The sequence below is a fragment of the Betaproteobacteria bacterium genome (assembly GCA_009377585.1).
Lineage (GTDB): Bacteria > Pseudomonadota > Gammaproteobacteria > Burkholderiales > WYBJ01 > WYBJ01.
Genome location: WHTS01000054.1, coordinates 12,094 through 23,701, shown reverse-complemented (window position 1 = coordinate 23,701; position 11,608 = coordinate 12,094). Strand labels below are relative to the sequence as shown.

Annotated in this window: 11 protein-coding genes; 8 read left to right on the top strand and 3 right to left on the bottom strand. The window is 65.3% G+C overall.

The window, feature by feature from the left end; genetic code table 11:
* Positions 1-10: 10 nt before the first annotated feature.
* Both GEV05_17235 and murJ read right to left on the bottom strand, forming a co-directional pair.
* On the bottom strand, positions 11-973 hold the full coding sequence (locus GEV05_17235) for a bifunctional riboflavin kinase/FAD synthetase (GenBank protein MPZ45102.1): 963 nt from the start codon (positions 971-973) through the stop codon (positions 11-13).
* Positions 974-1,058: 85 nt separating this feature from the next.
* A complete protein-coding gene (gene murJ / locus GEV05_17230) occupies positions 1,059-2,597 on the bottom strand; it encodes a murein biosynthesis integral membrane protein MurJ (protein ID MPZ45101.1) in 1,539 nt (512 codons plus the stop codon).
* Positions 2,598-2,683: 86 nt separating this feature from the next.
* Between murJ and rpsT the strand changes: the two genes are divergently transcribed.
* Entirely contained in the window at positions 2,684-2,947 is a 264-nt protein-coding gene (rpsT, locus tag GEV05_17225; GenBank protein MPZ45100.1) for a 30S ribosomal protein S20, read from the top strand.
* Between the two features lie 14 nt (positions 2,948-2,961).
* On the opposite strand, the gene GEV05_17220 is transcribed toward rpsT, so the two are convergent.
* Positions 2,962-3,330: a DUF3579 domain-containing protein gene (locus GEV05_17220; GenBank protein ID MPZ45099.1), complete on the bottom strand. Its 369-nt coding sequence runs from the start codon at positions 3,328-3,330 to the stop codon at positions 2,962-2,964.
* 91 nt (positions 3,331-3,421) lie between these two features.
* Here GEV05_17220 and GEV05_17215 point away from each other — a divergent pair, with 91 nt between their 5' ends.
* The 7 genes from GEV05_17215 (at position 3,422) to GEV05_17185 (ending at position 11,531) form a co-directional block, all read left to right on the top strand.
* A complete protein-coding gene (locus GEV05_17215) occupies positions 3,422-5,401 on the top strand; it encodes an ornithine decarboxylase (GenBank protein ID MPZ45098.1) in 1,980 nt (659 codons plus the stop codon).
* A 131-nt stretch (positions 5,402-5,532) separates the two neighbouring features.
* The gene (locus GEV05_17210; protein ID MPZ45097.1) at positions 5,533-6,726 is read left to right on the top strand and encodes an acetylornithine/succinylornithine family transaminase; all 1,194 of its coding nucleotides are present in this window, start codon (positions 5,533-5,535) and stop codon (positions 6,724-6,726) included.
* A gap of 15 nt (positions 6,727-6,741) precedes the next feature.
* Positions 6,742-7,662, top strand: a complete 921-nt coding sequence (argF, locus tag GEV05_17205; protein ID MPZ45096.1) for an ornithine carbamoyltransferase — start codon at positions 6,742-6,744, stop codon at positions 7,660-7,662.
* A gap of 135 nt (positions 7,663-7,797) precedes the next feature.
* Positions 7,798-9,024 carry an argininosuccinate synthase gene (locus GEV05_17200; protein MPZ45095.1) on the top strand — a complete coding sequence of 409 codons (1,227 nt, stop codon included), beginning with the start codon at positions 7,798-7,800 and terminating at the stop codon, positions 9,022-9,024.
* A 135-nt stretch (positions 9,025-9,159) separates the two neighbouring features.
* Positions 9,160-9,645 carry a YajQ family cyclic di-GMP-binding protein gene (locus tag GEV05_17195; GenBank protein MPZ45094.1) on the top strand — a complete coding sequence of 162 codons (486 nt, stop codon included), beginning with the start codon at positions 9,160-9,162 and terminating at the stop codon, positions 9,643-9,645.
* A gap of 161 nt (positions 9,646-9,806) precedes the next feature.
* Positions 9,807-10,763, top strand: coding sequence for a hypothetical protein (locus GEV05_17190; protein MPZ45093.1), 957 nt, complete (start codon positions 9,807-9,809; stop codon positions 10,761-10,763).
* 216 nt (positions 10,764-10,979) lie between these two features.
* Entirely contained in the window at positions 10,980-11,531 is a 552-nt protein-coding gene (locus GEV05_17185; GenBank protein MPZ45092.1) for a TIGR02281 family clan AA aspartic protease, read from the top strand.
* Positions 11,532-11,608: the final 77 nt, after the last annotated feature.

The following is an 11,608-nucleotide window of genomic DNA, read 5'->3' as shown; positions in this document are numbered from 1 at the left end:
ATGGATCGAGCTAGCGTCCGCGTTGGCCGGCGCCCCCAGCGGCCGCCGCAGGGCCGGCGAAAAAAAGCCGGGTCTCGTCGACATCGCGCGCGATCTGCTTGCGCAGGGTTTCGACGTCGGAGAACTTCTGCTCGTCGCGCAGCTTGCGCAGAAACTCGACCCGCACGTGCCGGCCGTAGATGTCGCGGTCGAAGTCGAGGATATGAACCTCCAGCGTGGGCGCGCCTTGTGCGCGCATCGTGGGTCGCACGCCGAGGCTCGCCGCACCCACCAATGAACTGGAGCCGATGCCGTACACCCGAACCGCGAAAATGCCCTGCAGCGGAGGGCGATTGTGCCGCATGCGAATATTGGCGGTAGGAAATCCGAGCGTGCGTCCGATCCGGTCGCCGCCGACGACCCTCCCACTGATGGAATAAGGTCGCCCGAGCAGTTGGGATGCCAGATCGAGATCGCCTTCAGCCAGCGCCGCGCGGATCGCCGTGCTCGATACGCGCCGGCCCCCAACCGTGACCGACGAGATCGAATCGACCACGTATCCGCCGGCCGCTGCCAAGGACTGCAGCAGCGTAAGATCGCCCGCACGCCGGGCGCCGAAGCGGAAATCGTCACCGACGAGCAGCCAGCGCACGCTCAAACCGCGCACGAGCACGCGCTCGACGAACGCCTCCGGCGGCGTGCGTGCCAGATCGTAGGTGAAACGGCAAACGTAGGCTCGATCCACACCCAGCGCGGCCAGCGTCTCGAGCTTCTCGCGCAGCGAGGAGAGCCGCGTGGGCGCCTGATCGGGCGCAAAGAATTCGCGCGGATGCGGCTCGAACGTCATCACCGCCGCGGGCAGCGCGCGCGCTTGCGCCTCGCGCCGCAGCCGTTCGAGCATTGCCTGATGCCCGAGGTGCACGCCGTCGAAGTTGCCGATGGTGAGCGCGATCGGAATATCGGCGCGCGCGGGAATGGTTCTGAAGACGCGCATGAGCTCGCCGCAAAAGCTTGAATGTTACCGTGTTCAGGTGCGACGGGCACGATTCGCGCCGGATCGCGGTGGCGGCGCGTTCAGATCAGGGGCTCGCCCGCCGAGCGAAATCGCGCGGCCGGAATCCCAGCAGCGCCAGCACTGCGAAATAGACACCGGCGCCCACTACGACCAGTGTGGCAAGGCGCAACGCGCGCGCACCGGGCGCAGCATCCAACCACCATTGCGCCGGACCGGCGCTCCACCACAAGGCCGCCGCCATGGCGCCCAGAGCCAGCACCAGCCGTCCGCCGAAGGCGCCCCATCCCGGCTCCGGCCGGTAGATCCGAGCCCGGCGCAAACCGCGGTACAGCAGCGCGGCATTCAGGCAGCCGCCCAGGCCGATCGCGAGCGCGAGGCCGGCGTGCTCGAGCGGAATCACGAACGCCAGGTTCATCAGTTGCGTTGCCGCCAACGTGACGAGCGCAAACTTGACGGGCGTGCGGATGTCCTGGCGCGCGTAGAACCCCGGTGCGAGGATCTTGACCAGGATGATCCCGACCAGCCCCACGCTGTAAGCCATCACCGCCTGGCGCGTCATCAGCACGTCGTGGGCCGAGAACTCTCCGTACATGAACAGCGTCGCCACGAGCGGCACGGCGAGCAGGGCGAGCGCCACCGCGGCCGGCACGGCGAGGAGGAAGGTCAGGCGCAATCCCCAGTCGAGCAGCCGCCGGTACTCCTCGTTCGAGGCGTTGGCGTGATGTCGCGCGAGGCTGGGCAGCAGAATGGTGCCGAGCGCGACGCCCAGCAGACCGCTGGGAAATTCCATCAGCCGGTCGGCGTAGTACAGCCAGGAGACGCTCCCCGAGACCAGGAAGGAGGCGAACACGACGTTGATCAGAAGGCTTACTTGCGCGATCGAGACACCGAACGCCGCCGGCCCCATCAGCCGCAGGATGCGCCATACGCCCTCATCGCGCAGATCGAGCCGGAATCGCGGCAGCAGGCCCATGCGGGCGAGAAACGGCAGCTGGAAGGCGAGCTGCGCGATGCCGCCGCAGAATACCGCCCAGGCGAGCGCCTTCACCGGTGGATCGAAGTACGGCGTAAGCCACAGCCCGAATACGATGAAGCAGACGTTGAGGAGAACGGGCGTGAACGCCGGCACGCTGAAGCGGCTGTAGGTGTTGAGAATGGCGCCGGCGAGCGCGGTGAGCGAAATGAACAGGACGTAGGGAAAGACGATACGCAGCAGGTCGATCGTCAGCTCGAGCTTCACTGCGTCGTCCGCGAAGCCCGGCGCCGTCAGATAGATGATGACCGGCGCGGCCAGCATACCGAGCAAGCTGACGGTGATCAGGGCGAGGAACAGCGCCGAGGCCACATGATCGATGAGCGCCCGGGTGTCGGCGTCGCCGCGCCGGTTCTTGTACTCGGCCAGCACCGGAACGAAGGCCTGCGAAAAAGCGCCCTCCGCGAACAACCGGCGCAGTAGATTCGGGATCTTGAAAGCGACGAAGAAGGCATCGGTGAGCACACCGGCGCCGAACGTCCGGGCGATGACCACGTCGCGCACGAACCCCAGGATTCGCGACAGCAGCGTCATGCTGCTCACCCTGGCGAGCGCATGCAACAGGTTCATCGCCCCGCCCGCCCTGATCTTAGCCTTGTCAAACCGGGGTAACAACCGTATGATTTCACCCTTTTTTCCGCTCTCCCGAGGAACTCATGGCCAATATCGACTCCGCCAAGAAGCGCGCCCGCCAAAGCGAGGTGCTGCGCGTTCATAACGCCAGCCTGCGCTCGCGCATGCGCACCGCCGTCAAGCGCGTACACAAGGCGATCGCCGATGGCGACAAGGAAGTCGCCCGGCGCGAGCTGCGGGCTGCCGCCAGCATGCTCGACTCAACCGCGGGCAAGGGTATCGTGCACAAGAACATGGCGGCCCGGAACAAGAGCCGGCTGGCCGCCGCAGTCAAGGCCATGGCATAAGGCGGCGCGCGCACTCAGAGCGATCGCCCGCTTTGCGGGTCGGCGACGCGTCGTTCTCCCGCCACGGCCACAGCCGCCGCTTCCTGCGGACGGCGCCCGGGCCGCAGGCGCAGCTCGTTGTCGCGTGCGAAGCCGAGCAGAAAGTCCAAAGCGGCCGCATCGACCGTCTGCAACCGCTCGTCCACCACCACGCAGCTCAACCCATCCGCCATGACCGGCTTCAGGTAGGGCGAGTACGACAGATGCTTGTCCTCGCCGAACACCGACATCATGCCGCACAGCCGCTCGGCCCAATCGCTCGGGCGAAAGCGTTCGCCCGATTGCGTCACTCCCTGGATGACCAGCTCGTCCAATTGCCCGTCCGGCCAAGCCTGCGAGTTCATGGCGCGATTCTAGCAGACCGATTTTCGGCCATCGGTGCGGCGCCGCTTCGCGCCCGCGGCTGCGCATCGCACTGACGCCAGCGGCGGCTCGATGCTCCAACCGGTCAGCAAGATCCTGGTGATCAACGACGAGCGGCTCGTGTTGCGCGAGCTCATCAAGGGGCTCAACTCCGCCGCCCGCAGCCTCGACAATCCGTTCGGCATCGTCTTCACCGGAGTCACGACCGCCCAGGAAGCATTGCAGGCGATCGAGCATGACGGCGACATCCAGGCAGTCGTGGTCGATGACACGCTCTATACCCTCAATTCGGATCGCAACGGCTCGCGCACACTGCAGATGTCGGCGCTGAACCTGGTGCAGAACATCACCCGCTTCCGCCCCGAATTGAACGTCTACATCCTGATCGCACAGGAGCAGGAAGACGAGGTGGTCGATGCGCTCTTCACCGAGGCGGTGGACGGTTACTTCTACCGCGAGGAGCGCGACTACCGCGGCATGTACCGGATACTCGCCGCCCAGATCCAGGAAAAGGCGCGCACGCCGTTCTACGATCAGCTCAAGAACTACGTGCTGATGGCCAAGGATGCCTGGCACACGCCCGGACACTCCTCGGGCGACTCGCTGCGGGGCAGCCCCTGGGTGAACGACTTTCACGAGTTCATCGGCGAGCACGTCTTCGACGCCGATCTTTCGGTTTCGGTGCCGATGCTGGACTCCCTGATGGAACCCAAGGGCGTGATCGCCGAAGCGCAGATCATCGCCGCGAAGGCGTTCGGGGCGCGGCGCACGTTCTTCGCCACCAACGGCACCTCGACCGCGAACAAGGTCATCTTCCAGACCCTCCTCGCACCGGGCGAGAAGCTCCTGCTCGACCGCAATTGCCACAAGTCGGTGCACCACGGCGTCGTGCTTTCCGGCGCGCACCCGATCTACCTCGATGCCTCGGTGAACCGCAAGTACGGCGTGTACGGGCCGGTGCCGAAGGCCGCCGTCCTGGCGGCGATCGCAAAGCACCCGGATGCGCAGGCGCTCATCCTCACATCGTGCACCTACGACGGGCTGCGTTACGATCTGCCGCCGATCGTCGAAGCAGCCCATGGCCGCGGCATCAAGGTGATCATCGACGAGGCCTGGTACGGCTTCGCCCGCTTCCATCCGGCATTTCGCCCCACCGCCCTGGATGCGGGCGCCGACTATGCCACGCAGAGCACCCACAAGGTGCTGTCGGCGTTCTCGCAAGCCTCCATGATCCATGTGAACGACCCCGGATTCAACGAGCACCTGTTCCGGGAGAACTTCAACATGCACACCTCCACCAGCCCCCAGTACAGCATGATCGCGAGCCTCGACGTGGCGCGCAAACAGGTGGTGATGGAAGGCTACAAGCTGCTTTCGCGCACCCTTTCGCTGGCCAAGGAAGTACGCTCGCAGATCAACGCCACCGAGACCTTCCGCGTGCTGGAGCTGGAGGACCTGCTGCCCGAGGAGCTGCGCCACGACCGCATCCAGCTCGATCCGACCAAGGTGACGGTCGACATCTCGCGCTGCGGCTATACGGTCGAAGAGCTGCAACAGGAGCTGTTCGACCGCTACAACATCCAGGTGGAGAAGTCGACCTTCAATACCCTGACCCTGCTGCTCACCATAGGCACCACGCGCAGCAAGGTATCGCGGCTTTACGACGCTCTGATGCGCATCGCGCGCGAGGGCCGGGTGCAGCGCCGGCTCTACCAGACGCCCAATCTGCCTGCCTTCTCCCGGCTGCGCTACCTGCCGCGGGATGCGTACTACTGCGGCGGCGAAATGCTGCCGCTGATCGACGAAAAGGACCATGTCAACCGGGCCCTCAACGCACGTGTGTCGGCCGATCAGATCGTGCCCTATCCGCCCGGAATACCGGTGCTCGTGCCCGGCCAGGTGATCAACGCCGAGATCATCCAGTTCCTGCTCGGGCTGCTGCGAGCGCAGCGCCGCACCGAGCTGCACGGCATCGTCTACGACGGCTACCTGCCCTGCGTGCGGGTGTTGAAGACGGAAGAAGAGCACGGCCTGAAGCGCATGGGGCGCTAGAGCGTGAAAGCGCCAGAGGCGCGAGGCGTGAAAGCGCCAGAGGCGCGAGGGCGGCCGAGCGCCGCTCTTGCGCCGCAATGGCGATTCGGCTAAATGTAGTGGTTTTACGTCGGAGCGATCCGGGTGCAGCCATGTCCCATGTGATGAACACGTATGCGCGCCAACCACTCGCGTTCACGCGCGGCGAAGGGGTCTTTCTGATCGACGCCGCCGGCAAGCGCTATCTCGATGCGCTCGCCGGGGTGGCGGTCGTGAGCGTGGGCCATTGCCACCCGAGGCTCGTCAAGGCGATCGCGGATCAGGCCCACAACCTCATCCACACCTCCAACATCTTCTCGATAACCCTGCAGGAGCGTTTGGCCGACCGGCTGTGTGCGCTTTCGGGCATGGAGAACGTGTTCTTCTGCAACTCCGGCTGCGAGGCGAACGAAGCGGCGATCAAGCTGGCGCGACTGTACGGCCACAAGAAAGGCATCGAGGTCCCGACCATCATCGTCACCGAAGGCAGCTTCCATGGCCGTACCATGGCCACCTTGACGGCCACCGGCAGCCGCAAGGCGCAGGCGGGGTTCGAGCCGCTGCTCGCCGGCTTTGCCCGCGTCCCTTACGACGACGTAACCGCGGTGCGCCAGGTCGCGGCCAACAACAAGAACGTGGTGGCGATGCTGGTCGAGCCGATCACCGGCGAGGGCGGGGTGAATATCCCGGCCGAGGGCTATCTGCGCGAGCTGCGGGCGATCTGCGACCAGAACGGGTGGCTTTTCATGCTCGACGAGGTCCAGACCGGGATCGGACGCACCGGCAAGTGGTTCGGTTTCCAGCACGAAGGCGTGCGTCCGGACGTGATGCCGCTCGCGAAAGGACTGGGCGGCGGCGTGCCGATCGGCGCCTGCCTGGCGGCGGGCCCCGCGGCGCAACTGTTCCAGCCCGGCAAGCACGGCTCCACGTTCGGCGGCAATCCGCTCGCGTGCGCGGCGGCCCTGGCGGTCCTCGACATCATGGAGGAGGAAGGCCTGGTGGAAGGCGCGGCCAAGACGGGCGACTATCTGGTCGCGCGCCTGTGTGACGAGCTGGCCGAAACACAGGCTATCCGGCAGATCCGCGGCCGCGGGCTCATGATCGCCATCGAGCTGGACCGCCCCTGCGGGGAGCTCGTCGGCATGGCGCTCGAGCGCGGTCTCATCATCAACGTAACTGCGGACAACGTAGTGCGGCTGGTGCCGCCGCTGGTTTTCAACATCGAACACGCCGACCTGCTCGCATCGACCCTGGTGCCGCTGCTGCGCGAGTTCATCGCCGGAACGCCGGCGCGCAGTGCGGCCTAGGCAGCGGATGCCATCGTGACCGCGCGCCATTTCCTGCAATTCAGCGACTTCGCGCGCGAGGAGATCGACCATCTCTTCCAGCGGGCGCACTGGATCAAGCAGCGCTTCAAGCGTTACGAGCCGTACCGGCCGCTCACCGATCGCACGCTCGCGATGGTGTTCGAGAAGCACTCCACGCGCACGCGCGTGTCGTTCGAAGCCGGCATGATGCAACTCGGCGGCCATGCCATCAATCTCGCCACCCGCGACACGCAGCTCGGGCGCGGCGAGCCAATCGAGGACGTGGCCCGCGTGATCACGCGCATGGTCGACATCGTCATGATCCGCACCTTCGAGCAGTCGATCATCGAGCGCTTCGCCGAGTATTCGCGCGTGCCGGTCATCAACGGGCTCACCGACGAATACCATCCGTGCCAGATCCTCGGCGATGTTTTCACCTATATCGAGCACCGGGGCAGCATCCGCGGCCGCACGGTCGCCTGGGTGGGCGATTCGAACAACGTTTGCAATACTTGGCTGCAGGCGGCCGAGCTGCTCGATTTCCGCCTGCACGTGGCATCGCCCAAGGGTTACGAGATCGAGGCCGAACGGGCGCAGCGGGCGGGCGCCCATCTGCAGCGGTTCGCGGACCCGCATGACGCGGCGCGCGGCGCCGATCTGGTCACGACCGATGTCTGGACCAGCATGGGGTTCGAAGCCGAAACCGAGGAGCGCAAGCACGACTTTGCCGATTTCCGGGTCGATGCCGAAATGATGGCGCTCGCGCGGCCGGATGCGGTGTTCATGCACTGCCTTCCGGCGCATCGGGGCGAAGAAGTCACCGCCGAGGTGATCGAAGGGCCCCACAGCGTGGTGTGGGACGAGGCCGAAAACCGCCTGCACACGCAGAAGGCGCTGCTGGAGTATCTCTTGATCGGCCGCGTGAACCCGGACTAGCGAGCCTGTGCACGAAGGCCGCCGCGCCGCGGCCCGCACTTCAGGCAAACTGCGCCGCGGCATGCAGGAGCGGCTTCGCACGCGCCGCCGAATTTGCATCACCGGCATCACCGATCGGTTTTCACAGGGATGGAAATGACGCAAAAAAAGGTAGCGAAGGTGGTTCTCGCCTATTCGGGCGGGCTGGATACATCGGTCATTCTCAAGTGGTTGCAGGACCGCTACGGCTGCGAAGTCGTGACCTTCACCGCCGACATCGGCCAGGGCGAGGAGCTCGCCCCGGCGCGGCGCAAGGCGCGCCAGCTCGGCGTGAAACAAATCTTCGTTGAAGACTTGCGCGAGGAGTTCGTGCGCGACTTCGTCTATCCGATGTTTCGTGCCAATGCCCTGTACGAAGGCGAATACCTGCTCGGCACCTCGATCGCTCGGCCGCTCATCGCCAAGCGCCTGGTGGAAATCGCGCGCGAGACGGGCGCGGACGCCATCTCGCACGGCGCGACCGGCAAGGGCAACGACCAGGTGCGCTTCGAGCTGGGCGCCTATGCGCTCATGCCGGACGTCCGGATCATCGCGCCATGGCGCGAATGGGATCTGTTGTCGCGGGAGAAACTGCTCGGGTATGCCGATGCGCACGGCATCCCTGTGGATTTCAAGAAGCGCAAGGGCGGCGCGCCTTATTCGATGGACGCCAACCTGCTGCACATCTCCTACGAAGGCGGCGTGCTGGAGGATCCCGACTTCGAGCCCGAGGAGTCGATGTGGCGCATCACGGTGCCGCCGCACAAGGCGCCCAACCGGGCCGAATACCTGGAGCTCGAATACCGGCGTGGCGACATCGCGGCCGTCAATGGACGCAGTCTCACGCCCGCCAAGGTCCTCCAGACGCTGAACCGCATCGGCGGAAAGCACGGGATCGGGCGCCTGGACATGGTCGAGAACCGCTACGTCGGGATGAAATCGCGCGGCTGCTACGAAACCCCGGGCGGCACCATCATGCTGCGCGCGCATCGTGCTATGGAATCGATCACGCTCGATCGCGAGGTGGTGGCGCTGAAGGACGACCTGATGCCGCGCTATGCGCGGATGGTCTATAACGGCTACTGGTTCAGCCCCGAGCGCCGGCTGCTGCAGACCTTGATCGACGAATCGCAGGCGCCGGTCAACGGCCAGGTGCGCTTGAAGCTGTACAAGGGGACAATCATGGTGACCGGCCGGAGGTCGAAAGGCGACTCGCTGTTCGATCCGCGTATCGCGACCTTCGACGACGACAAGGGCGCCTACAACCAGGCCGACGCCGAAGGGTTCATCCGGCTCAATGCGCTGCGGCTGCGCATCGCAGCGAAAATGCGCCGCCGCAGATGATGATGCGGCCAAGCGGCGCCGCCGCAAACGGTGATGCGGCCAAACGGCGCGGCCGCAAGCACTGAGGCGGCCAAACGGCGCGGCCGCAAATGCGCTGAGGCGGCCGCACATCCCGTCGTCGATTCGGAGTCTGCCATGCCCTCGTTCGATATCGTGTCGGAAGTCAATCAGGTCGAAGTTCGCAACGCGGTCGACCAATGCAACAAGGAAGTCACCAACCGGTTCGACTTCAAGGGCTCGGACGCGCGCGTCGAGATCAACGAAAAAGTGCTCACGGTTTTTGCCGACGACGAGTTCAAGCTCGGCCAGGTACGCGACGTCCTGACGGGAAAGCTCAGCAAGCGCGGCGTGGACGTGCGGTGTCTGGAGCCGGGCTCGGTCGAGAAGATTTCGGGCAACAAGGTCAAGCAGCCGGTCACCGTGCGCGCCGGCGTCGAGCAGGACCTTGCCAAGACGATCGTGCGCCTGGTCAAGGACAGCAAGCTCAAGGCGCAAGCGAGCATCCAGGGCGATGCGGTGCGCGTCTCCGGGGCGAAAAAGGACGTGCTGCAGGACGCGATTGCGCTCGTGCGCCAGTCGATCACCGACTTCCCGCTGCAGTACAAGAATTTCCGCGATTGACCGCGAGCGCAGACAAATGCGGGCGAGCGACTGTCGGATTTTTTGACACGATACGGCTCATGACTCTGGGCCAAGGCCGCCACTACTTGAATAATCGGCAGAATTCATGCCGGCATCGTTCCTGCTTCGGCGCCCGGTTCGCTTCGCCCGCCCGACCCGCCATGCGCGCAGGCCCCACGTCCAGCCTTGTACTGTTGGTCGCATCGCTGCTGTGCCTCGTCTGCGGTACAGCCACTGCTTCGCCGCTCCCCACGACCGCCGACACGACCGGATTGTCCGCGGCCCCGGTCTGGGCGCCGCTCACCGCTGAACAGCTTCTTCACTCCGATCCGAAACTCGATACGCGCCCCGATGCCTTCCTGGTCGGCACGCCCGCTTCGGTGCGGCAGGCAATACAACAGCCGGCAGAGTGGGATTTTCAGAATGGCCACAACGAGCGCAGCGCGCGGTTGACCGGGCCAGGCCTGGTCGACCAGCTGCGCCATTTAGTGAACGTGGAATCGGGTTCCGGAGCGACGCCGACGCAGGCACGGGGCGGCAACCGCGGAGCTCGCGCCGCTCCGGCGGCCTTTGCCGGCATCGATATGGGCGAGGCCGCCGATCAATGGCTCCGGGATACGGTTCAGAGCCTCGTGGACTCGACCTTGCGACTGGAGGTGAACGAGCGCGGTCGAGCCTCGTTTTCGGTGCTTGGATTGGGCGATTTCGCCTTCAGCGTTTCCGCGGACCGCTCGCAAATCGCATTGACCGAAGGCAACGAGGCGCTTTTCATTGTCGATCGACCGCTGGCGGCTGGGAACGGGCGCGATTCGGCATCGAGCTCGCTCTACGGCCCCGTGCCCGGTGGACGCCATGGCGGCGAGCAACCGGCGATCAAACAGATGATGGAACTGGTTACCGACGTGGCAAGCCATCCGATCAGCCTGTTGTTGTACTGCGTCGTCGCCGCCTACCTGGTGCTATGGAGCGTTCTTTCACGCCAGCGAAACAAATCATTCGCAGCCGCGCCCAGGTTCGTATCCGTACCTGCCGCATCGGTTGCGCAGGAGCGCTCCGTGCCTCGCCAGCGATCCCGCCGACGCAGGCACACGCGGCATTCGCGTCGCTCGAGCGCATGACCGGTTGCGCCGCGCACCAGGGCAAGCCGCAGCGCTCGAGGTATATGGCAAAATTGCCCGGCCCCTCCGTGCGGTAATGGCGGACGATAACCACAGGCTTCATTGCTGATCCCCGTGCGAATCCGCGCAACATATCTTGGCCTGTTGCTGCTGTTGCCAGGCTCGCTCGATGCCGCGCAGGTGCAGGTCATCGCACTCACCGAGGGCAAGGCGACGCTGTTGATCGACAACGCAAAACCGCGCACGCTCGCCGCAGGTCAGGTGTCGCCCGAAGGCGTGAAGCTGGTGGCCGCGACGCCCGAATCGGCCGTCGTGGAAATCGACGGCAAGCGCAGCACGCTAATGCTCGGCGCCTACTACCGGGTAGCGCCTGACTCCGCCGCTTCCGCCAACGGCGGCCGGATCGTGATCGCTGCCGACACGCAAGGCCACTTTCTGGTGAGCGGCACTATCAACAGCGCCGCGTCCGTGCGTTTCCTGGTCGATACCGGAGCGACCATGGTTTCGATCAGCGCGGACGACGCCCGCCGCGCCGGCGTGAACTACCTTTCCGGCAAGCGCAGCCTCACGCAGACAGCCAATGGCGTCGCGCCGGTATATCGGGTGAAACTCGATACCTTGAAGGTGGGCGACATCACGCTCCACAACGTCGACGCGGCGGTGCACGTGAGCGGGCATCTGCCGATCGGGCTCCTTGGCATGAGCTTTCTGAACCGCATGGAGATGAAGCGCGACGGGGCGGCGCTCACGCTGATCCGCCGCTTCTGAGCGAGACACATGCATCGCCGGTTGCACCATTCAACCTGCGTGCCATCTCTTCCCTCAGCTCCAAGCCCTTCTCCGGT